The sequence below is a fragment of the Variovorax sp. V93 genome (assembly GCF_041154485.1).
Taxonomy (GTDB): Bacteria; Pseudomonadota; Gammaproteobacteria; order Burkholderiales; family Burkholderiaceae_C; genus Variovorax; species Variovorax beijingensis_A.
In genome coordinates, this window is record NZ_AP028669.1 from 334,708 (window position 1) to 355,525 (window position 20,818).

Annotated in this window: 19 protein-coding genes; 13 read left to right on the forward strand and 6 right to left on the reverse strand. The window is 69.3% G+C overall.

Features of this window, described 5'->3' with window-relative positions; all coding sequences use genetic code 11:
- Position 1 precedes the first annotated feature (1 nt).
- The 5 genes from ACAM54_RS01485 to ACAM54_RS01505 form a co-directional block, all read right to left on the reverse strand.
- Positions 2-724 (reverse strand): response regulator transcription factor, encoded by a 723-nt coding sequence (locus tag ACAM54_RS01485; protein ID WP_012745423.1) that lies wholly within the window; start codon positions 722-724, stop codon positions 2-4.
- Complete coding sequence (locus tag ACAM54_RS01490; RefSeq protein WP_369649584.1) at positions 721-2,427, reverse strand: NAD(P)/FAD-dependent oxidoreductase; 1,707 nt, start codon at positions 2,425-2,427, stop codon at positions 721-723. The genes ACAM54_RS01485 and ACAM54_RS01490 overlap by 4 nt, the downstream gene beginning before the upstream one ends.
- Positions 2,428-2,433: 6 nt before the next feature.
- A complete protein-coding gene (locus ACAM54_RS01495; RefSeq protein WP_145742902.1) occupies positions 2,434-3,264 on the reverse strand; it encodes a beta-ketoacyl synthase chain length factor in 831 nt (276 codons plus the stop codon).
- Positions 3,261-4,463, reverse strand: a complete 1,203-nt coding sequence (locus ACAM54_RS01500) for a beta-ketoacyl-[acyl-carrier-protein] synthase family protein (protein ID WP_369649585.1) — start codon at positions 4,461-4,463, stop codon at positions 3,261-3,263. The genes ACAM54_RS01495 and ACAM54_RS01500 overlap by 4 nt, the downstream gene beginning before the upstream one ends.
- Positions 4,464-4,592: 129 nt before the next feature.
- Positions 4,593-5,978: an AmpG family muropeptide MFS transporter gene (locus tag ACAM54_RS01505; RefSeq protein ID WP_145742901.1), complete on the reverse strand. Its 1,386-nt coding sequence runs from the start codon at positions 5,976-5,978 to the stop codon at positions 4,593-4,595.
- Positions 5,979-6,036: 58 nt separating this feature from the next.
- On the opposite strand from ACAM54_RS01505, the gene ACAM54_RS01510 reads away from it, so the two are divergent.
- From ACAM54_RS01510 to ACAM54_RS01570, 13 genes are all read left to right on the forward strand, one after another.
- Positions 6,037-6,903 carry a M48 family metallopeptidase gene (locus ACAM54_RS01510; protein WP_369649586.1) on the forward strand — a complete coding sequence of 289 codons (867 nt, stop codon included), beginning with the start codon at positions 6,037-6,039 and terminating at the stop codon, positions 6,901-6,903.
- Between the two features lie 137 nt (positions 6,904-7,040).
- Positions 7,041-8,750, forward strand: a complete 1,710-nt coding sequence (gene atzF, locus ACAM54_RS01515; RefSeq protein ID WP_369649587.1) for an allophanate hydrolase — start codon at positions 7,041-7,043, stop codon at positions 8,748-8,750.
- Between the two features lie 17 nt (positions 8,751-8,767).
- Entirely contained in the window at positions 8,768-9,772 is a 1,005-nt protein-coding gene (locus ACAM54_RS01520; protein ID WP_369649588.1) for an ABC transporter substrate-binding protein, read from the forward strand.
- Positions 9,773-9,774: 2 nt separating this feature from the next.
- A complete protein-coding gene (locus ACAM54_RS01525) occupies positions 9,775-10,605 on the forward strand; it encodes an ABC transporter permease (RefSeq protein WP_369649589.1) in 831 nt (276 codons plus the stop codon).
- Positions 10,602-11,435 (forward strand): ABC transporter ATP-binding protein, encoded by an 834-nt coding sequence (locus tag ACAM54_RS01530; protein WP_369649590.1) that lies wholly within the window; start codon positions 10,602-10,604, stop codon positions 11,433-11,435. Before ACAM54_RS01525 ends, ACAM54_RS01530 begins: the two co-directional genes overlap by 4 nt.
- On the forward strand, positions 11,432-11,812 hold the full coding sequence (gene hpxZ, locus ACAM54_RS01535) for an oxalurate catabolism protein HpxZ (RefSeq protein ID WP_369649591.1): 381 nt from the start codon (positions 11,432-11,434) through the stop codon (positions 11,810-11,812). Before ACAM54_RS01530 ends, hpxZ begins: the two co-directional genes overlap by 4 nt.
- A gap of 46 nt (positions 11,813-11,858) precedes the next feature.
- Positions 11,859-12,977 (forward strand): BMP family ABC transporter substrate-binding protein, encoded by a 1,119-nt coding sequence (locus ACAM54_RS01540; protein WP_369649592.1) that lies wholly within the window; start codon positions 11,859-11,861, stop codon positions 12,975-12,977.
- Positions 12,978-13,002: 25 nt separating this feature from the next.
- Entirely contained in the window at positions 13,003-14,064 is a 1,062-nt protein-coding gene (locus tag ACAM54_RS01545) for an ABC transporter permease (RefSeq protein WP_369649593.1), read from the forward strand.
- Positions 14,061-14,984: an ABC transporter permease gene (locus ACAM54_RS01550; RefSeq protein ID WP_145742885.1), complete on the forward strand. Its 924-nt coding sequence runs from the start codon at positions 14,061-14,063 to the stop codon at positions 14,982-14,984. The genes ACAM54_RS01545 and ACAM54_RS01550 overlap by 4 nt, the downstream gene beginning before the upstream one ends.
- Positions 14,985-14,989: 5 nt before the next feature.
- The gene (locus ACAM54_RS01555; protein ID WP_145742883.1) at positions 14,990-15,694 is read left to right on the forward strand and encodes a cysteine hydrolase family protein; all 705 of its coding nucleotides are present in this window, start codon (positions 14,990-14,992) and stop codon (positions 15,692-15,694) included.
- Positions 15,695-15,701: 7 nt separating this feature from the next.
- Positions 15,702-17,297, forward strand: coding sequence for an ABC transporter ATP-binding protein (locus tag ACAM54_RS01560; RefSeq protein WP_369649594.1), 1,596 nt, complete (start codon positions 15,702-15,704; stop codon positions 17,295-17,297).
- A 67-nt stretch (positions 17,298-17,364) separates the two neighbouring features.
- A complete protein-coding gene (locus tag ACAM54_RS01565; RefSeq protein ID WP_369649595.1) occupies positions 17,365-18,036 on the forward strand; it encodes a cysteine hydrolase family protein in 672 nt (223 codons plus the stop codon).
- Entirely contained in the window at positions 18,033-18,797 is a 765-nt protein-coding gene (locus tag ACAM54_RS01570) for a GntR family transcriptional regulator (protein ID WP_369649596.1), read from the forward strand. Before ACAM54_RS01565 ends, ACAM54_RS01570 begins: the two co-directional genes overlap by 4 nt.
- A gap of 26 nt (positions 18,798-18,823) precedes the next feature.
- On the opposite strand, the gene ACAM54_RS01575 is transcribed toward ACAM54_RS01570, so the two are convergent.
- Complete coding sequence (locus ACAM54_RS01575; protein WP_369649597.1) at positions 18,824-20,809, reverse strand: DUF4034 domain-containing protein; 1,986 nt, start codon at positions 20,807-20,809, stop codon at positions 18,824-18,826.
- Between the last annotated feature and the right edge of the window lie 9 nt (positions 20,810-20,818).

The window sequence follows — 20,818 nt, forward strand, 5'->3', positions numbered from 1 at the left end:
GTCAATCCTGCTGCTTGGCGAACACGTAGCCCACGCCGCGCACGGTGAGGATGCGCTTGGGGTTCTTGGCGTCGACCTCGATGGCGGCGCGGATGCGGCCCATGTGCACGTCGATCGAGCGGTCGAAGGCCTCCAGCTCGCGGCCGCGCACGGCCTCCATGATCTGGTCGCGCGTGAGCACGCGCCCGGCGCGCTCGGCCATGGCCACCAGCAGGTCGAACTGGTAGGAGGTGAGGTCGGCCAGCGCGCCGCCCACCGACACGGTGCGCGCGTTGCGGTCGATCTCGAGCGTGCCGAAGCGCATCACCGTGCTGGCTTCGGTGTCGGCATTGTTCTCGCTGCGCCGGCGCAGCACCGCGCGGATGCGCGCGAGCAGCTCGCGCGGCTCGAAGGGCTTGGGCAGGTAGTCGTCGGCGCCGATCTCCAGGCCGATGATGCGGTCCATCGGATCGCCCTTGGCGGTGAGCATCAGCACCGACACCTTGGAAGCCGGAGGCGGCAGCGAGCGGATGCGGCGGCAGATCTCCAGGCCGTCGGTGTCGGGCAGCATCAGGTCGAGGATCACGAGGTCGGGCGCGTGCTGCTGCAGCTGCTCGAGGCCGCTGGCGCCGTCGCCGGCATGCGTGAAGAGGAAACCCGACTGCGTCAGGTATTCGCCCACCATCTGTGCCAGGCGGGCATCGTCTTCGATCATCAGGAGCTGGGGGGTACTCATGCGCTTCATGGTCGTGCACCGGGGGCAACGGGGCTTGAACGCTCCGTAAAGTTGGGTAAACGCGGCTTCCGGCTGTCCTCCGGAAGTGCTGCGAAAAGCATAGCGCCGTCTTGCGCGCCGGCGGGCAGGCCGGCGATGTTTTCCGCGAGCAGCGCGGGCAGGCCGCAGCCGCGCAGGTCCGCATTGTCTGCCTGCGCGCGCGCGAGGATCTCGCCGGCCAGCTGGCGCAGCTGCGCGGCCGAGGCCCGGATGCGCGCCCTGAACTCGGCGTCGCCCAGCCGCGGATCCCTCAGGCTGCGGTTGAGCTCGGCGAACCAGGGCATGGCGGCCTGGTCGAGCATGACCGCGGCGTTGCGCCTGGCGCTGGCGGCGGACCATGCGCGCAGCAGCTGCTGCACCGCGAGGTTCAGGCGCTGGCAATGCTGCAGCTCGTCCTTCAGGCTGCCCAGCAGCATCAGGTCGGTGAGCCGCTGCTGGAAGAAGATCTGCGACAGCACGCCCCAGTAGTAGGCGTAGTCCCAGATCACCTTCACCGGCAGCACCTCGGGGTCGCCGAACAGCGGGTACTGGTCCTGGTAGAGCGCCAGCGTGCTGTCGTAGAACGAGTGGTAGATCTGGTCGTAGAGCTGCGCGCGGGCTTCCACCGAGCGGCCCGCGCGGTCGTGCGCCACCAGGTCGGTGATGTAGGTGTTGCTGATCGCGATGAAGTCGCTGCCCGGCGAATAGAAGGGGTCGAGGAACAGCCCGGCCTCGCCCGTCAGGGCCCACCGCTGGCCCGAGAACACCTGCCTGCAGCCATGCGAGAAGTGCTTGAGGAACGCGAAGTCCTGCAGCAGGTGCCGCTTGCCGTCGAGCGCGTCGTACAGCCGCGGCTGGTAGGTGGCGAACCACCGCATCGCCTTCTCGAAGGTGTCGATGGTGTCAAGCGGATGCAGCTTCGGGTCGGCCACGATGCCCACCGAATGCGAACCCGAGGCCAGCGGAATCAGCCAGGCCCAGTAGCCCGCGCCCACCAGGTGGTTGGTCGAGAGCCAGCGCGCCTGCGGATCGCAGCGCCCGCGCCAGGCGGCGTCGTCGCTCCACTCGTCGATGGCAATGCGCTCGCCGATGCGGAACCACACGGCGTTGACGTCGTGCGCGTTGGCCTCGGCCAGGCCCAGCTTGCGCTTGAGCAGGCCGGCGCGGCCGCAGGCATCGACCAGCCAGCGCGCCTCGGCGCTGTGGGTTTGGCTGCCGCGCGTCCATTCGAGGCGGTGCGGTGCCTCGGCGTCGGAGGCCAGGTCGACGCGGCGCACCAGCGCGGCATCGTCGAAGCGCACGCCGCGCCGCACGGCCTCCTCGGCCAGGTAGTTCTCGAAGATGCCGCGGTCGATCTGGTAGCTGGGCACCGCCAGGTAGCGGCTGGCCCCGATCTCGGTGACCTGGTCGATGTCGCGCCGGCCCTCGCTGAAGAAGAAGCGGAAGCCGAACTTGCGCAGCTGCGCGCCGTCCATGTGGGGCTTGAGGCCGAGCACCGTGTCGAAGTAGTGCGCGCCGATCTCGACCGAAGACTCGCCCACCTTGTGCGCCGCATGCGGCACCGGGTGCCTGCGCCGCTCCAGCACCAGCACGTCGAGGTCCTGGAAGCGCTGCTTCAGCTGCAGCGCCAAGGTGAGGCCCGCGAGCCCGCCGCCCATGATCACTGCGTCACATCGTTGCGCAGTGCCGGTCATGGAGCTTCAGTCCCGGACCTGCCGCAGTTGCAGCCGCAGCGACAGGGTGGAAGAAAGCGGCAGGCCGATGGGCGGCGGATCGTCTTCCAGCCGCGCCAGCGCTTCGAACAGGCCGAGCGCATGGGCCATCGGGTTGATGTGCGCCAGCGTTTTCGCGGCATCGGAAAGCGGCGCCGGCACGGTGCTGCCGCCGTTGTCCTGCACCGACCAATCGAGCGCGGCCACGGTGCGTTCCGTGCGCTCGGGCGCGATCACCAGCGCCACGGCCAGCAGGCCCTGGCTGTCGGTCACCGAAGTCAGCGGGCCCACCGTGGGCGTGTCGTAGCCCACCAGCAGCACCGGCGACTGGTCGGCCGCGCATTGCACGGCCGCTTCGAGCAGGCCGGCGGCAAAGCTGTTCTCGTAGGCCGAGACCGAGTTGCTGGCCGCCATGCAGCCGGTGCCGATGGTCCAGTAGCCCACGGCCGCGTTGTGCACCGAGTTGTGAAAGCGCGTGGGCGACAGCACCGTGGGATCGGTGGCCAGCGTGCTGCACATGTAGTCGTTGATCGACAGGTCGCCATGCGCCGAGACGAACACGCAGGGCACGTCGGCCGCGTTGCGGCCCGCGCCCGCCATCGACGCGGCGGCCACTTCGAGCGCCAGCGCCACGGTGTCGGGCGCGCGGCGGCGCTCGGCCGGTGCCAGCACCTGCGGCGACGGCCGCTTGGCCGGCGGATCGGCGAGCCCGCCTTCGCCGCGGAAGGCGGCGCGCGCGGCGTCCCAGCCCGGCAGGGTGGGCGTCCAGAAGGCCGGGCCTTCGATGTAGAGAGTAGGTGGCACGGGCGTGGGCTTCATGCGGTTGCCTTGCCGAAGACGAGCGAGCAGTTGTTGCCGCCGAAGCCGAAGGAATTGGTCAGCGCGTAGCGCACCTCGCCATGCGCGGGTTCGAGCCTGATCTGCGGCCCGAAGCCTTCGTCGAGCTGGTTCGTGTTGACCGTGCCCGGCATCAGGCCGCGCTCGATCGCGAGCAGGCTGATCACCGATTCGACGATGCCCGCCGCGCCCAGCGTGTGGCCCATGAAGCCCTTGGTCGAGCTGGCGTGGGTGGTGGCGGGGAAGCGGCGCGCCACCAGCGCGCCTTCGACCTCGTCGTTCTTCTGGCTCGCGGTGCCGTGCATGTTGATGTAGTCGATCGCCTCGGGCGCCAGGCCCGCGCGCGCCAGCGCCTCGTCGAGCGCGCGTTCGGCGCCCAGCCCTTCGGGGTGCGGCGTCGACATATGGTGCGCATCGCTGGCTTCGCCGTAGCCCAGGAGCCGCAGCGGCGCGGCTGCGTCGTCCTGCACGCGTTCCACCAGCGCGAAGCCGGCCGCCTCGCCCAGGCTGATGCCCTTGCGGCTCGCGTCGAACGGCCGGCACGGCTCGCTCGACACCAGTTCGAGCGAGTTGAAGCCGAACAGCACGCTGCCGCACAGCGTGTCGACACCGCCGACCACGGCGGCATCGGCCAGGCCGAGGCGGATCAGCCGCTCGGCCGAGGCGAACACCTTGGCGCTCGACGAGCAGGCGGTGGAAATCGTCTCGCTCGGCCCGGTGAGCCCGAGCACCTCTTGCACGAACATGGCCAGCGAGTGCGGCGTGTGCACGGCCGCACGGCGCTGGTCCATGGGAAAGAGGCCGTCGGCGTCGAGCTGGGTGTAGGCCAGTTCGGTTTCGCCGATGCTGGAGGTCGAGGTGCCGAGGATCAGCGCGATGCGCGAGGGGCCGTACCTGGCCCGCGCGGCCGCCACGGCCTCGGGAAAGCCGTCCGCATGCAGGCCCAGCCAGGCCAGCCGGTTGTTGCGGCAGTCCCACGAGGCCAGCGCCTCGGGCAGGCGGATGTCCTCGAGCCCGTCGACGCGGCCGATCCAGGTGGGCAGCGGCGCATCGCCGAAATCGTTGGCGCGCAGGCCGCTGCGCGAATGCTCGAGCGCCTCGGCGAGCGGCTCCTTGCCGACGCCGACGGCCGAAGTGGCCGTGTAGGCGCTGATCTGAAGGGGAGAAATGCGGGGCGGCACGTTGCTTGTGGGTTGGCAGGCGGAAGATGAATGATCGCTCTGGGAGCGAAGCGTAGGTAACCGGAAAGTGACAGCCTACCAGTTGCGCGGGCCCCGCAGCGTCAGCTGTTTTCCTATAGGGCCCGTGCCCTATTGACGCCCGGCCGGCGCCTTGGTGGTGGTGATGCGGGCGGCCAGCGCCACCAGCAGCAGCACTGGCAGGCCCAGCAGGGCGGTGGCGGTGAAGAACTGGGCGTAGCCGTGGGCGTCGACAAAAGCGCCCGAATAGCCGGCAATGAACTTGGGCAGCAGCAGCATCAGCGAGCTGAACAAGGCGTACTGCGTGGCCGAATAGCTGATGTTCGTGAGGCTCGACAGATAGGCGATGAAGGCCGCCGAGGCAATGCCGCCGGCCAGGTTGTCGGCCGACACCACCGCGATCAGCGCCGTCAGGTCGTGCCCGCGCGAGGCCAGCCAGGCGAAGAGCAGGTTGCTCGCGGCGCTGAGCACCGCGCCCAGCATCAGCACGCGCATCACGCCCAGGCGCATCGACAGCACGCCGCCCACGAAGGCGCCGGCCAGGGTCATGACCACCCCGTAGATCTTGCTGACGGTGGCCACTTCGTCCTTGGTGAAGCCCATGTCCACGTAGAAGGGGTTGGCCATGATGCCCATCACCACGTCGCTGATGCGGTAGATGGCAATCAGCGAGAGGATCAGCGCGGCCTGCCACTTGTAGCGGCGGATGAAGTCGGCAAAGGGTTCGATCAGCACGCCTTGCAGCCATTCGGCCGCGTTCTTCGGCTTGGGCAGCACGCGGCGCACCGGCTCGGGCGACAGCAGCACGGTGAGCACGCCCACCGCCATCGAGGCCGCCATCACCAGGTAGGCCGTCTTCCAGGCGCCGTTCTGGTAGGCCGCCGCGCCCGTGGCCGCCGCAGCCGGCGCCACCTCGGCCCAGGCCGCCACCCACAGCACGCCGGCGCCGGCCCAGATCATCGCCAGGCGGTAGCCCGTTTGATAGGCGGCGGCGAGCGCGGCCTGCTTGCGCGTTTCGGCCGACTCGATGCGGAAGGCGTCCAGCGCGATGTCCTGCGTGGCCGAGCCGAAGGCCACCAGCAGCGCGCACCAGATCAGCGGCGCGAGGCCCTGGCGCGGATCGTTGAGCGCCATGCCGACCAGCCCCGCAACCACCATCCCCTGCGCCAGCAGCAGCCAGCCGCGCCGCCGCCCGAGCAGCGTGGTCAGCGGCGGCAGCGGCAGCCGGTCGACCAGCGGCGCCCACACCCACTTGAAGCCATAGGCCAGGCCGACCCAGCTCAGGTAGCCGATGGTGGTGCGATCGATGCCCGCCTCGCGCAGGCGAAAGCTCAGCGTGCCCAGCACCAGCAGCAGCGGCAGGCCGGCGGAAAAGCCCAGCGCCAGCATGCGCAGCGTGGCGGGCTCGAGGTAGACCTTCAGCGCATCGCGCCAGGGCAGGGAGGGGGCGGTGGAGGTTTCGGCGGGCTGGGCAGACATGAGCTTCGGATTGTCCATGAGCGCGCGCCGCCTGCCGAGCCGTCTTTTTGTCGGCAATTGTTCCTATGATCCGCGCATGTGCACACGATGCGAGCTTCTCCTTTCTTCCGCGGCTTCCTCGCCGTCGCGCGCCTCGGCCTGGCAGCCGCGGCGGGCCTTCCTGCTCGCGGCGGCCGGCGCCGCGCTGGCCGGGCCGGCCCTGGCGCAGGTGAACGTGGGCAATGCCTCGGTGGCGCGCAACCTCGTGCCGGCCGACCGGATCGAGGCCGCCGGCGTGCAGCAGTACGGCCAGCTGCTCGAGCAGGCGCGCGCCAAGCGTGCGCTCGCGGGCGACGGCAATGCGCAGCTGCAGCGGCTGCGCACCATCGCGAACCGGCTGATTCCCTTTGCCACGCCGTGGAATTCGCGCGCGCGCGACTGGAAATGGGAGGTCAACCTGATCGGCAGCAAGCAGATCAATGCTTTCTGCATGCCCGGCGGCAAGATCGCCTTCTTCACCGGCATCCTCGAGCAGCTCAAGCTCAATGACGATGAAGTCGCCATGGTGATGGGACACGAAATGGCCCATGCGCTGCGCGAGCATGCGCGTGCCCGCATGGCCAAGAGCGCGGGCACCGGCGCGGCGCTTTCCATCGGCGCGCAACTGCTGGGCCTGGGCCAGATGGGCGACCTGGCGGCGCGCGCCGGCACGCAGCTGCTCACCCTCAAGTTCAGCCGCAGCGACGAGACCGAGGCCGACCTCGTCGGGCTCGAACTCGCGGCGCGCGCGGGCTATGACCCGAAGGCCTCGATCACGCTCTGGAACAAGATGGCCACCGCCTCGAAGAACCAGGGCGGCCTGAGCTTTCTATCGACCCACCCGAGCGGTCCGGACCGCATCCAGAAGCTCGAGGCCAACCTGCCGAAGGTCGAAGGGCTTTACCGGGAAGCCAAGCGCAGCTGAGGTCTGAGCCACCTCTTCCTCTGAAAGAGGGCTGCGTCTGACTCCCTCTCCCGCGGGAGAGGTCGCAAATCCATTACGGCCTGTTTTCGCCTGGCACATTGCTTGCATCTCGACTTGTACACAAGTTTGGATGCCTGATGATGGTGCATGAAGAAAACGGATCGGCCGCCGCAGCGTGGATTGCCCGCTTTCCCCGGCCTGTGCCCGGTGCGGGCGCAGGCCGCCTCGCCGGCCTTCGCTTCGCGGTCAAGGACAACATCGACGTGGCCGGCGTGCCCACCACGGCCGCCTGTCCGGCCTTCGACCGACGGCCCGCGCAGCATTCGGCCGTGGTGCAGAAGCTGCTCGATGCCGGTGCATCGCTGATCGGGAAGACCAACCTCGACCAGTTCGCCTGCGGCCTGAACGGTACGCGCTCGCCGTATGGCGAAGTGCCCAATGCCTTCGATGCGCGCTACGTCTCGGGCGGCTCCAGCTCCGGATCGGCCTACGTGGTGGCCGCCGGCGAGGCCGACTTCGCACTCGGCACCGACACCGCCGGCTCGGGCCGCGTGCCCGCCGGACTCAACAACATCGTCGGGCTCAAGCCCTCGCGCGGCCTGCTGAGCGCCTTCGGCGTGGTGCCGGCCGCCCAGAGCGCGGACTGCGTGTCGATCTTTGCGCGCACCGTCGGCCTGGCCGTCGAGGTGCTTCTTGCGGCCGCCGGACCCGACGCACGCGATCCCTACTCAAGGGACGTGGCGCTGCGCCGCGAGGCATTTCCAGCCGCCTTCCGTTTCGGCGTGCCCGACACGCCGAGCTTCTTCGGCGATGCCGCGGCCGAAGAGGCCTTTCGCGATGCACAGGTGCGGCTCGCCGCCCTCGGCGGCACGGCCGTGGCGATTCCCTTTGCGCCGCTGGCGGAGGCCGCCGCGCTGCTCTACGAAAGCGCGCTCGTGGCCGAGCGCTATGCGGCGGTGCGCGGGTTCTTCGATGCGCATGGCGCTGAAGTGATCGAGCCGGTGCGCGGCATCCTCGAAAGCGGCCGCGGCTACAGCGCCGCCGACGTGTTCGAAGCGCAGACCAGGCTTCGCGCGATCGCACAGCAGGTCGAACCGATGTGGCGCGGCATCGACCTGCTGCTGGTGCCGACCGCGCCCACGCACTACACGCGCGAACAGATGCGCGCCGACCCCGTGGTGCTCAACCGCAACCTCGGCGCGTACACCAACTTCGTCAACCTGCTGGACTACGCCGCGATCTCGGTGCCGAGCTCGCTGCGCGCCGACGGCCTGCCTTTCGGCATCACGCTGATCGGCCCGTGCGGCAGCGATCTTGCGCTGGCCGAGCTGGGCCAGCGCTATCACCACGCCACCGGCCTGTCGCAGGGCGCCACAGGCTTGCCGCTGCCCGAGCCGCGCTCCATTCCGGGCCTGGGCGCTTCGCCAGTGCAGACCATGCCCATCGCCGTCGTCGGCGCGCATCTCTCGGGCATGCCGCTCAACGGCCAGCTCACCGAACGCGGCGCCACGCTGCTGCGCGCCACCACCACCTCGCCGCGCTACCGCCTGCATGCCTTGCCGGGCACCGTGCCGCCCAAGCCGGGGCTGCAGCGCAGCACGGCCGGCGGAGCAGCCATCGCGCTCGAAGTGTGGTCCGTGCCCGTGGCCGAGGTCGGCAGCTTCCTGGCCTTGATCCCGCCCCCGCTGGGCCTGGGCAGCGTCGAGCTCGCCGACGGCAGCTGGGTGCACGGCTTCATCTGCGAAGGCCATGCGCTCGCAGGCGCCGAAGACGTGAGCCACCACGGTGGCTGGCGCGCCTACATCGCAAGCCGCACAACCGCCTCTTCCCAAGCCATTCCAACCTGACCGATCGAGGAGTCTTCATGAGCATCCCTGAAAAATCGCCCGCCGCCGCGTCGCGCCGCCAGTTGCTGCAGGCCGGCGCCGCGGGGCTGGCCGTGCTGGCCGCGCCCGCCATCGTGCGCGCGCAGGCCGTGCCGAAGATCCGCATCGGCTTCTGGCCCGTGGCCGCGGGCCTGCCTTTCTTTGCCGCGGTCGACCGCGGCTACTTCAAGGAAGCCGGCCTCGACGTGGAGCCGCTCAAGTTCGCGGGCGCGCAGCAGGTCATGGAAGGCATGCTCGCGGGCCGCTGCGACGGCAGCTCCAACGGCACGGGCTCGGCCAACCTCGCCATCGGCGAGATCGCGCAGCCGGGGCTCTTCAAGATCTTCTGCACCAACCCGAGCAACGCGAAGTTCGTGCTCGACGAATTCATCGTCGCCAAGGACAGCCCGATCAAGACCATGGCCGAGCTGGCCGGCAGGAAGATCGCGTCCGGCCCCGGCATCCAGAACGTGACCCTGTGCAAGACCATGCTGGAGCGCGCGGGCGCCAAGGGCGCCACCGTGAGCGAGCTTCCGATCGGCCAGCACGTGGCCGCGCTCGTCGCGGGGCAGGTCGACGCCTGCTACACGCTCGAGCCCACCGGCACCGTGGGCCGCATGAACGGCACCACGCGCGTCCTCGAGGCCGGCGTGGTCGCCAAATACATCCTCGGCGATCCGATGGCGCCCTGGCACGGCGGCGCGGCCAGCCTCACCAGCGAGTTCATCAAGAAGAACCCCGAAGCGGCGAAGAAGTACATCGCCGCCTATGCGCGCGGCGTGGAGCTGGTGCGCAGCAAGCCCGAGGACGCGCGCCAGCACATGAAGGGCTACACCGCCATCGAAGGCAGCCTCACGGCCGAAGTGCCGCTCGCCTCGTACATGCTCTACAACGAGTTCAAGCCGAGCGACGTCGCGTACTTCCAGAAGTTCTACGACCTGTTCACCGAGAAAGGCATCTTCGAGAAGAAGGTGCCGGTGGACGGCCTGCTCTACAAGGCCTGACCATGGCCGACGCAAGCACGACCACGGCCGCGCCGTGGACACCGCCGGCCGCCGGCGCGGCGGCGGTGGCACCGAAGCCCCCGTCGCGCGACCGGCTGCTGCCCTTCGTCGGCCCCGTGGTGCTGTTCATCGTGTGGGACCTGGCGGTGCGGCTCGGCTTCATCAAGCCGATCCTGCTGCCCACGCCCGCCGACACCGTCGCGGCGCTCATCACGGGGCTCGCGGGCGGACCGCTGCTCACCGACTTCGCGATGACCGTGTGGCGCACGCTGCAGGCCTTCGCGATTGCGGCGGTGGTCGGCGTGCCGCTGGGCGTGCTGCTCGGCAGCAATGAGCGCGCCTACCGCAGCGTCGAGTTCCTGATCGACTTCTTCCGCTCCACGCCATCGTCCGCGCTGATCCCGCTGTTCCTCCTGATCTTCGGGGTGTCGGACGTCAACAAGGTGGCCATCGCGGCGTTCGGCGCGCTGCTGATCGTGGTGTTCAACAGCGCCTACGGCGTGATCAACGCGCGCAAGCAGCGCGTGATGGCGGCGCGCGTCATGGGCGCCTCGCGCTGGCAGATCTTCAAGGACGTGCTGGTGTGGGAAAGCCTGCAGCCCAGCTTCGTGGGCCTGCGCTCGGCGGTGTCGATGGCGCTGGTGATCGTCATCGTGGCCGAGATGTTCATCGGCTCCGACACGGGTCTCGGCCACCGGATCATCGATGCGCAGCAGGTGCTCAACGTGAAGAGCATGTATGCGGCGATTCTGGCCGCGGGTGCGCTGGGCTATGCGCTCAACATCCTCTTCCTCGTCGCCGAGCGCCGCATCGTGCACTGGAGCGGAAGATGAAAGCCACGCAAGACATCGTCATCAACGGCCCCGTGTATGCCGACGTGCCCAGGCCCGTCTTCAAGCCCGGCCCGGCCGGCACGCACATCACCATCCGCGGGCTCACCAAGTACTTCGCGGGCTGGCCGCTGTACGAGAACTTCGACCTCGACATTCCCAAGCACCGGATCGTCTCGGTGTTCGGGCCCAACGGCTGCGGCAAGTCCACGCTCATCAACATGATCGCGGGGCTCGTTCCCATCGATTCGGGCGAGATCCTGTTCGACGGAAAGCAGCGCAAGGACACCAAGATCGGCTACGTGTTCCAGAACTACCGCGAGGCGATGTTCCCGTGGATGCGCACCATCGACAACATCGCCTACCCGCTGAAGCTCGAAGGGCGCAGCAAGGCCGAGGTCGACCGCCGCATGGAAGAGCTGGTGGCGTCGTTCGACGTGAAGTTCGACCTCAGGCGCTTTCCGTACGAGCTCTCGGGCGGGCAGCAGCAGACCGCATCGATCATGCGCGCGCTCGCGCCCAAGCCCGAGGTGCTGTTTCTGGACGAGCCCTTTTCGGCACTCGACTTCGAGATGACGCTGTTCATCCGCGAGAAGCTGCAGGAGGTGTTCATGCAGACCGGCACCACCATGCTGCTGGTGTCGCACGACCTCGAAGAGGCCGTGTACCTTGCCGACGAGGTGCTGCTGCTGACCAAGCGGCCCACCCGGGTGGCCGAGATCCTGCGCTATGGCGACGCGCGCCCGCGCACGGTCGAGACGCTGAGCGCCGAGAGCTTCGTCGCAACCAAGAAGCTCAGCCTCGACATCTTCCAGCGCGAGGTCCGCCGGTGACGCCCGAGATCAACATCCCCGAGGTGCTTGCCGAAGTGACGGCCGTGTTCGCGCGCTACGAGGAAGCGCTCATGGCCAACCAGCCCGCAGTGCTCGACGCGCTGTTCTGGAACAGCCCGCACACGCTGCGCTACGGCTTCTCCGAGAACCACTACGGCCATGCCGGCATCAGCGCCTTCCGCGCATCGCTGCCGGTGCAGAGCCCGCCGCGCGAGCTGCTGCGCACCGTCATCACCACCTACGGCCGCGACTTTGCCACGGCCAACTGCGAGTTCCGGCGCGAAGGCGCCACCGCTATCGGCCGGCAAAGCCAGACCTGGCTGCGCACGGCCGACGGCTGGCGCGTGGTCGCCGCCCACGTGAGCCTGCCGGGCTGAGCGCGGGGCACATTTTTTGCACTCCCTTCAACCTCGAAAGAACGCCATGACAAGCCAAATCAATCGCCGCGATTCCCTCAAGTCCCTGGCCGCGCTGGGCGCCGCCGGCACCCTCGGAGGCTGGAGCGCCCTTGCGAGTGCGCAGGGCAAGCCGCTGACCGTCGGCGTGATCTACGTCGGCGCGCGCGACGACTATGGCTACAACCAGGCGCACGCCATGGCAGCCGCAGAAATCAAGAAGCTGCCCGGCATCAAGGTGGTCGAGGAAGAGAACGTGCCCGAGACCGCCGCGGTGCAGAAGACCATGGCCGGCATGATCTCGCAGGACGGTGCCAAGCTCCTGTTCCCCACCTCGTTCGGCTACTTCGATCCGCACATCCTGGCCATGGCGCCCAAAAATCCCGACGTGCGCTTCTCGCACTGCGGCGGCCTCTGGACCGAGGGCAAGCACCCGAAGAACGCGGGCAGCTTCTTCGGCTACATCGACGAGTGCCAGTTCCTGAACGGCGTGATCGCCGCGCACATGACGAAGAGCAACAAGATCGCCTTCGTCGCCGCCAAGCCGATCCCGCAGGTGCTGCGCAACATCAACGCCTTCACGCTGGGTGCGCGCTCGGTCAAGCCCGGCATCACCTGCAGCGTGATCTTCACCGGCGACTGGTCGATGGCCGTGAAGGAGGCCGAAGCCACCAACAGCCTGGCCGACCAGGGCTGCGATGTCTTCACCATGCACGTCGACGGCCCCAAGGTGGTGGTGGAGACGGCGGCCAAGCGCGGCAAGATGGTCTGCGGCTACCACGCGAGCCAGGCCAAGCTCGCGCCCAACGCGTACCTCACCGGTGCCGAATGGAACTGGCTCACGGCCTACAAGACCGCCATCGAGGCCGCGCAGGCCGGCAAGCCGCATCCGAACTTCCTGCGCGGCGGCCTGAAGGAAGGCTACGTGAAGATGTCGGCCTACGGCCCGATGGTGCCCGACACCGCGAAGAAGCAGGCCGACGAGATCAAGGCGAAGATGATCGCGGGCAGCTTCGACATCTTCAAGGACGGCATCAAGGACAACAAGGGCGCGGTCGTGGTGCCGGCCGGCAAGGTGCTCAAGCAGACCGACCTGGAGCTCGAAAAGATGAACTACCTGGTCGAAGGCGTGATCGGCCAGGCCTGATCGCAGCAGCACAGGCCCGCACGCCATGCGCCAAGCGCTCAAGGAATTCGCGCTGCCGGTGTTCGCCATTGCGGCGGCGCTGCTGCTGTTCGGCGTGCTCGCGGCCTTTGCCGGCGTCGATCCGGTGGAGGTCTGGGCGACGCTTTTCAAGGGCGCGTTCGGCGACTGGTTCTCCTGGCAGAACACCCTGCAGCGCGCCGCGCCGCTGATGCTCACCGCGCTGTGCGTGGCGCTGCCGGCGCGCGCGGGGCTGATCGTCATCGGCGCAGAGGGCGCGCTGGTGCTCGGTGGCCTGGCCTCTGCCGCGCTCGCGCATGCGGTGCCGCTGCCGGGCAATGCCGCGGGCACGGTGGTGGTCTGCCTCGCGGGCGCATGGGCCGGCGCGTTGTGGATCGCCCTTGCGGGCTGGCTGCGCCAGTACCGCGGCATCAACGAAACCATCAGCAGCCTGCTGCTGGCCTACATCGCCATCGGCATCTTCAAGCACCTGGTCGAAGGACCGCTGCGCGATCCGGCGAGTCTCAACAAGCCATCGACCCATGCGCTCGCCGACGGGCTGCTGATCGGCGGCATCGGCGGCTCGGACGTGCACTGGGGCTTCGTGATCGGCGTGGTCGCCTGCCTGGCGCTCGGGTGGTGGCTGCGCGCCACCGCCTCGGGCTTCTCGGTACGCGTGGTGGGCGGCAATCCGCGCACCGCGCAGCTCGTGGGGCTGCCGGCGACGCGGCTCATCCTCGGGGCCTGCGGGCTCGGCGGCGCCTGCGCGGGGCTCGCGGGCGCGGTCGAGGTGGCGGCGGTGCATACCAACGCCAATGCCTCGCTGATCGCGGGCTACGGCTATGCGGGCATCCTGGTGTCGTTCATCGCGCGGCACAACCCGGTGGCCATCGTGCCGGTGGCCATCCTGTTCGGCGGCTTCGGTGCGGCGGGCAGCCTGTTGCAGCGGCGGCTCGGGCTGCCCGATGCCTCGGTACTGGTGCTGCAGGGCATGGCCTTTGTGCTGATCCTTGCGAGCGAGGGGTTGCGCATGGTCGACTGGAACGCCCTGCGCGCGCGCGTTCCGCGCGGCGCGGGGGCGGTGCGATGACCGCGGACCAGTGGATCGCGCTCGCGGCCGGCATCGTCGGCGGCGCGCTGCGCGTGGGCGCGCCGTTTCTCTTCGTGAGCCTCGGTGAATGCCTCACCGAGAAGTCGGGCCGCATCAACCTCGGGCTCGAAGGCGTGCTGGTGCTCTCGGCCATGGCCGCCTTCGGCGGTGCGTACCTCACCGATTCCGCCTGGCTGGGCGTGCTGATCGGCGCGGTGGCGGGGGCGGCGCTCGCGCTGCTGCATGGCCTCCTGTGCTCGCTCGACCGCGTGAACGATGTGGCGACCGGCATCGCGCTGATGCTGCTCGGCACGGGGCTCGCGTTCTATCTTGGCAAGCCGCTGATCCAGCCGCAGGCGCCGCAGATCCCCGCGATACCGCTGGGCTTCTGGAGCGACAACACGGTGGTGCGTTCGGCGTTGCAGCTCAATGCGCTGGTGCCTGTCGGCGTGGCATTGGCGGTGCTGCTCTGGTGGGGCTTTGCGCGCACGCGGGCCGGCCTGCTGGTGCGCATGGCCGGCGACTCGGCGCAGGCGACGCGCGCGCTCGGCTACTCCGTCTCGGGCCTGCGCATTGCGGCGACCACGGCCGGCGGTTTCATCGCCGGGCTCGGCGGCGCATCGCTCACGCTGTTCTATCCGGGCAGCTGGAACGAGGGCATCTCCAGCGGCCAGGGCCTGATCGCGGTGGCGCTCGTGATCTTCGCGCGCTGGAGCCCGCTGCGCTGCGTGGGCGCGGCGCTGCTCTTCGGCGGGGCGGGGGCCATCGGGCCGGCGCTGCAATCCATCGGCATCGGCTGGGGCTATCACCTGTTCAACACCGTGCCTTACGTGCTCACGCTGATGATCCTGGTGTTGACCTGCAGGCCCGGCACGGCCGCCGCCGGCGCGCCGGGCGAACTTTCATCGACAAGGAGCTGAATCCCATGGCGAACACCCCATCTTCCCGCCACGTGGCTGCCGAGCCCTATGCCTGGCCCTACAACGGCGCGCTGCGGCCCGGCAACACCGCGCTCATCGTGATCGACATGCAGACCGACTTCTGCGGCAAGGGCGGCTACGTCGACGTGATGGGCTACGACCTCTCGCTGGTGCAGGCGCCGATCCAGCCGATCGCGCGCACGCTCTCGGCGCTGCGGCCGCTGGGCTTTCACGTCATCCATACGCGCGAAGGCCACCGGCCCGACCTGGCGGACCTGCCGGCCAACAAGCGCTGGCGCTCGCGCCAGATCGGCGCCAACGGCGTGGGCATCGGCGACGACGGGCCGTGCGGGCGCATCCTGGTGCGCGGCGAGCCGGGCTGGGAGATCATTCCCGAACTCGCGCCGCTGCCGGGCGAGGTGGTGATCGACAAGCCCGGCAAGGGCTCGTTCTATGCCACCGACCTGGAGCTGATCCTGCGCACGCGCGGCATCGAGAACCTGATCCTCGCGGGCATCACCACCGACGTGTGCGTGCACACCACGATGCGCGACGCCAACGACCGCGGCTTCGAATGCCTGCTGCTGTCGGACTGCACGGCCGCCACCGACCATGGCAACCATCTGGCGGCGCTGAAGATGATCACCATGCAGGGCGGCGTGTTCGGCGCGCACGCCACATCGCAGGCGCTGCTGTCTGCACTGGACTGACGAACGCATGGCCGCCACGCCCCATGCCATCGGCGCGCTGCCTGCGGGCAGCGGCGCGCTCGCGCTCGACACCTATGAGCTGACCAAGCGCTTCGGCGCCTTCACCGCGATGGACCGTGTGACGATGCGCGTCGAGCCCGGCACAGTGCATGCGCTGCTGGGCGAGAACGGCGCGGGCAAGAGCACGCTGGTGAAATGCGTGGCGGGCTTCCAGCGTGCGGAAGAGGGCAGCATCCTGATCGACGGGCGCGAGCAGGACATTGCCAACCCCATCGTGGCGCGCGCACTCGGCATCGGCATGGTCTACCAGCACTTCACGCTGGCGCCGGGCATGACGGTGGCCGAGAACCTGCTGCTCGCGGGCGGCAAGACGCCGGCGCTGATCGACTGGAAGGCGAAGCGCGCGGAGCTCAAGGAATTTCTTGCGGCCACGCCCTTCAGCCTCGACCTCGACGTGCGGCCCTCCGAGCTTGCGGCGGGCGAAAAGCAGAAGCTCGAACTGCTCAAGCAGCTCTACCTGAAGCCGCGCCTGCTGATCCTCGACGAGCCGACCTCGGTGCTCACGCCGCAGGAGGCCGACGAGGTGCTGGGCCACGTGCGCGAATTCGCGAAGAGCGGCCTGTGCACCGTGCTTGTCATCACGCACAAGTTCCGCGAGGTGATGGCCTATGCCGACAGCGTGACGGTGCTGCGCCGCGGCAAGGCGGTGCACCACTGCCGCGTGGCGGACACGAACCCGGCGCAGCTGGCGCAGGCGATGATGGGCGGCGAGGGTGCTTCGGCGCCTGCGCCGGCTTCATCGCCTGTCGCGAGAAAACCGGTGCCCGATGCGGCGCCCGTCGCCTTGCACGTCGAAGGCCTCGAGGCGCAGGGTGATCGCGGCACGCTCGCGCTGCACGGGCTGAGCCTGTCGGTGCGCGCCGGCGAGATCCTCGGCGTGGCGGGCGTCTCGGGCAACGGGCAGCGCGAACTGGTCGAGGCGCTGGTCGGGCAACGCGCGCGGCTGGCCGGCAAGGTGAGCGTGATGGGCCAGCCCTACAGCGCGCGCCGCGCAGAGAACCGCAGCCTCAAGGTCCGCAGCCTGCCCGAGGAGCCGCTGCGCAACGCCTGCGTGGGTGACCTCAGCGTGGCGGAGAACATGGCGCTGCGCGATTTCGACCGGCCGCCGCTGTCGCGCGGCGGCGTGCTGAACTTCCTGTTCTGGCGCAACCGGGCGCGCGAGTGGATTGCCGAATACGGCGTGAAGACGCAGGGCGAGGGCGCACCGATCCGCAGCCTGTCTGGCGGCAACGTGCAGCGCGCGGTGCTGGCGCGCGAACTCGCCGGCGACATCAACGTGCTGATCGCGGCCAACCCCGTGTTCGGCCTCGACTTCGCGGCCGTTGCCGAGATCCACGAGCGCATCGTGCAGGTGCGGGAAAAGGGCGGGGCGGTGCTGCTGATCAGCGAAGACCTTGACGAACTTCTGGAGTTGGCGGACCGCATCGTCGTGATGAGCGAAGGGCGGATTGTTTTCGAGACTTCGGCTGAAGGCGCCGAGCGGCATGTGATCGGGGCACACATGGGTGGCGGGCATCACGAGCCGTTGAAGGCTGCGGCATGAGTGACCTGACTGCTTTTGCTGGGCCGCGCATCGCCGCCCCTCGTCCTGGAAAACAGCGAGAACAACCATGCGCATAGAAACCGCCAACCCATTTCCCTACGACTTCGAAGTGAAGAACACAGCGCTGGTCCTCATCGACATGCAGCGCGACTTCATCGAGCCCGGCGGCTTCGGTGAAACCCTGGGCAACGACGTGTCGCTGCTCGAAGCCATCGTGCCTGCAACCCAGGCCGCCCTGGAGGCATGGCGAAAGGCCGGCGGCCTCGTGGTCCATACGCGCGAGGCGCACAAGCCCGATCTCTCCGATTGCCCGCCGGCCAAGCGCAACCGCGGCAACCCGAGCCTGCGCATCGGCGACGAAGGCCCGATGGGCCGCATCCTCGTCGCCGGCGAACCGGGCAACCAGATCATCGACGCACTGGCGCCCGTCGACGGCGAAATCGTCATCGACAAGCCCGGCAAGGGCGCTTTCTACGCCACCGGCCTGCATGAACTGCTGCAACGCCGCGGCATCACGCACCTGCTGTTCGGCGGCGTCACCACCGAGGTCTGCGTGCAGACCAGCATGCGCGAAGCCAACGACCGGGGCTACGACAGCCTGCTGCTCGAAGACTGCACCGAAAGCTACTTTCCGGCCTTCAAGGCGGCCACGCTCGAGATGGTCCGCGCCCAGGGCGCGATCGTCGGCTGGACCGCGCCGAGCAGCGCGCTGCTGGCGGCGCTCGGGCAGGGGCAATGACTGCGACTACCATTCCCTACGTGTCTACCGTCCGACCCCGCTCCGCTTCGTCCGCCCCTGCTTCCGACGCCACCGTTTTCCGCACGCGGGCCGACGAGGTCTACGCGCAGCTCAAGCGCGACGTGGCCGATTTCATCCTCGTGCCCGGTGACCGCTTCACCGAGAACGAGATCAGCGACCGGCTCGGCGTCTCGCGCACGCCCGTTCGGCAGGCGCTGTTCCGCCTGCAGCAGGAGGGCTTCGTCGAGGTGCTGTTCCGCAGCGGCTGGCGCGTGCTGCCCTTCGACTTCGACCAGTTCGAGCAGCTCTACGACCTGCGCATGGTGCTCGAGACCACCGCCGTGCACCGCCTCTGCGAAGCCGACCGCCGCGTCGACCGCAGCCTGCTCGACGCGCTGGCCGACATCTGGCTCGTGCCCGCGGCCCGGCGCAGCAGCGACACCGCGCAGGTGGCGCAGTGGGACGAGGCCTTTCACTGCGCGCTGGTGGCCGCCGCAGGCAACGCCGAGATGGCGCGGGTGCACGGCGACGTGACCGACCGCATCCGCATCATCCGCCGGCTCGACTTCACCCAGCAGCCGCGCATCGACGCCACCTACGAGGAGCACGGCAAGATCCTCAAGGCCGTTCGCGCCAACCGCGGCGACCAGGCCGCGATGCTGCTGCGCGCGCACATCGAGACCAGCCAGGCGGAGGTGCGCAAGATCACGCTGCACCAGGTGCACCTGGCGCGGCACGCGGGCAAGGCGGCGCCGCGCTGAAGCGGCCGGCGGCGCGTTCCCGCGCCTCAGACCATCGCGTTGTCGGCGCCCGGGATCTCGTGCGCCTTGATGCCCTTGCGATGCAGCTTGAAGTTGAGCTTGGCGATGAGGCCGTCCTCGTGGTGGATGCGCGTCATGTTCTTCACATAGCCGTCGTCGGGCGCCACCGCCTGCGCGCCGAGGATCCAGCGCACGCTCTCGCGGTAGTCGTAGAGCTGCTTGTCGGCGGGATCGGCCAGCAGGCCGGACAACGCCGCCATGGCCGCCGGGTGGCCCCGCTGCGCGTGCTCGCGCACAAGGTCCACGTAGCGATGCCGCGCCGGAATCTCGTTCAGGTCGCCGATGAACATCAGCATGCCTTCGAGGCCGTCGGTGTGCCCCATCTCGTGCGCCTTGCGCATCTCCTCCACGGCCTCCTGCATCAGCTGCCCGCGCTCGGCGGGGTCCTTCGCGGCGAGCGAGAGGTTGTAGCAGGCGTAGCCCAGCTTGTAGGCCCCCATGTTGCCGCCGTCCTCGGCGGTCTTGCGGTAGTAGGGAACGGCCTGGCTCAGGTCGGGCGCGACATGCACGCCGTCTTCATGGAACAGTCCGAGCAGGTAGTCGCAGGAGTCTCCGCCCGCCGCCTGGCCCATCGTTGCCAGCGCGAAGGCGTCGGCCTCGCGCCCGCCGTACCGGAGGGCGGACGCCAGCTTGTTCCATGCCAGCGTGCCCGGGGCGCGCGTGCGGGCGAGTTCGAGCCAGGCCTGGCCCGCGGGCTCGTTGGGCACGAATCCCAGCACGCCCTTCAGGCTGCAGTAGCCGTGCAGGATCATCGCGGCCGGGCATTCCCCGGCATTGGCGCTGCGCACGACGGCCTGGCCCAGCCAGGACGGGGCCTGCGGCTCGAGCTGGCAGGCCAGCAGCACCGCGAGGGACATCGCGTGGTCGTCGTCGATGGGCGCGTGGACCTCGGCTTCCTTCAGGCAGGCGAGCGCCTGCGGCCGCTCGTCGCGGCCGTAGTGGCTCTTGGCGATCCAGTACAGCGTTTCCCAGCGGTGATACGGGTGCAGCGCCTCGCCCGCGCGCTGGCGGGTGGCGGCCATCCACTGGCGCACGTCCTCGGGGTCGTCGTCGCCGTCGACCTCGTTCTCCAGGTAGTCGTCGCGCCAGATCTCGTGCCGCAGGCGGTCTTTCTCGACCTCGTCGAGGTGCGCGCAGGCCGGCGATGCGATGAAGGCGCGCACCCGGTCGTGGCTGCCGCCCCAGCGCGGCTGCATGAACCAGATGCACTGGCGCAAGAAGAAGAACAGCCGCGGATGGATCTGCATCGTGGCGTGCATCCAGTACTGCTTGCCGGTCAGCATCTTCTTGCCCTGCATCGGCGACGGCAGCGCCGCGGGCGCGCTGGACGGACAGGCGATGCGTTCGTCCGCCTGCAGGCCGGAGCGCGCGAGCATGGCCAGCAGTTCCTCGCGCGCCTCGGGGGACATGCCGTCGAGCGGCAGGTCGTGCACGAGCGGGGCTTCGGGGCCGCGTCCGCTGCGCACGAGCTCCGTGAGCCAGTCCGGCTCATTGAAGGCCGACACGCTCTGCATCATCAGTGCGGTGGCGTTCCACAGGGTGGGCTCGCGCTCGAGCGCACGCATCGCCGACACGGCCGCATGCGTGGCGCAGGCGTGGGCGCAGGTCCATCCCAGGTCGGTCACCGAACCGGCCCAGCCCGAGCCGCGGTATTCGTAGGCCCAGTGGAACCAGTAGTGCGCCTCGCACAGCCATGCGTGGGCCGATTGCGGGCGCGCGGCCTGCCAGGCGCGCAGCCGCGCCAGGCCTTCGGCACCGGCCCCGGTGCAGCCCTGGAGGTCGGCGGGCAGCGCGGCGTGGTAGCGCTCTTCGGCGGCGCGGTCGTGAAAGCTCGCGGCCAGCGCTTCGTCGAACAGGCGGTCGAGCGCGGCGTGCTCGCCTGCGCGCAGCAGCGCATCGACGTCGCAGATCTTCCATGGCGAGGGAATGGACAGGATCGGGTTCGTGGTCATGGTGTGCAG

Excerpts from the sequence above, each read along its gene's own strand:
- ACAM54_RS01485 (WP_012745423.1), bottom strand. The coding sequence starts at position 724 with ATGAAGCGCATGAGTACCCCCCAGCTCCTGATGATCGAAGACGATGCC.
- ACAM54_RS01490 (WP_369649584.1), bottom strand. The coding sequence starts at position 2,427 with ATGACCGGCACTGCGCAACGATGTGACGCAGTGATCATGGGCGGCGGG.
- ACAM54_RS01495 (WP_145742902.1), bottom strand. The coding sequence starts at position 3,264 with ATGAAGCCCACGCCCGTGCCACCTACTCTCTACATCGAAGGCCCGGCC.
- ACAM54_RS01505 (WP_145742901.1), bottom strand. The coding sequence starts at position 5,978 with ATGGACAATCCGAAGCTCATGTCTGCCCAGCCCGCCGAAACCTCCACC.
- ACAM54_RS01510 (WP_369649586.1), top strand. The coding sequence starts at position 6,037 with ATGTGCACACGATGCGAGCTTCTCCTTTCTTCCGCGGCTTCCTCGCCG.
- atzF (WP_369649587.1), top strand. The coding sequence starts at position 7,041 with ATGATGGTGCATGAAGAAAACGGATCGGCCGCCGCAGCGTGGATTGCC.
- ACAM54_RS01520 (WP_369649588.1), top strand. The coding sequence starts at position 8,768 with ATGAGCATCCCTGAAAAATCGCCCGCCGCCGCGTCGCGCCGCCAGTTG.
- ACAM54_RS01525 (WP_369649589.1), top strand. The coding sequence starts at position 9,775 with ATGGCCGACGCAAGCACGACCACGGCCGCGCCGTGGACACCGCCGGCC.
- ACAM54_RS01530 (WP_369649590.1), top strand. The coding sequence starts at position 10,602 with ATGAAAGCCACGCAAGACATCGTCATCAACGGCCCCGTGTATGCCGAC.
- ACAM54_RS01540 (WP_369649592.1), top strand. The coding sequence starts at position 11,859 with ATGACAAGCCAAATCAATCGCCGCGATTCCCTCAAGTCCCTGGCCGCG.
- ACAM54_RS01545 (WP_369649593.1), top strand. The coding sequence starts at position 13,003 with ATGCGCCAAGCGCTCAAGGAATTCGCGCTGCCGGTGTTCGCCATTGCG.
- ACAM54_RS01550 (WP_145742885.1), top strand. The coding sequence starts at position 14,061 with ATGACCGCGGACCAGTGGATCGCGCTCGCGGCCGGCATCGTCGGCGGC.
- ACAM54_RS01555 (WP_145742883.1), top strand. The coding sequence starts at position 14,990 with ATGGCGAACACCCCATCTTCCCGCCACGTGGCTGCCGAGCCCTATGCC.
- ACAM54_RS01560 (WP_369649594.1), top strand. The coding sequence starts at position 15,702 with ATGGCCGCCACGCCCCATGCCATCGGCGCGCTGCCTGCGGGCAGCGGC.
- ACAM54_RS01565 (WP_369649595.1), top strand. The coding sequence starts at position 17,365 with ATGCGCATAGAAACCGCCAACCCATTTCCCTACGACTTCGAAGTGAAG.
- ACAM54_RS01570 (WP_369649596.1), top strand. The coding sequence starts at position 18,033 with ATGACTGCGACTACCATTCCCTACGTGTCTACCGTCCGACCCCGCTCC.
- ACAM54_RS01575 (WP_369649597.1), bottom strand. The coding sequence starts at position 20,809 with ATGACCACGAACCCGATCCTGTCCATTCCCTCGCCATGGAAGATCTGC.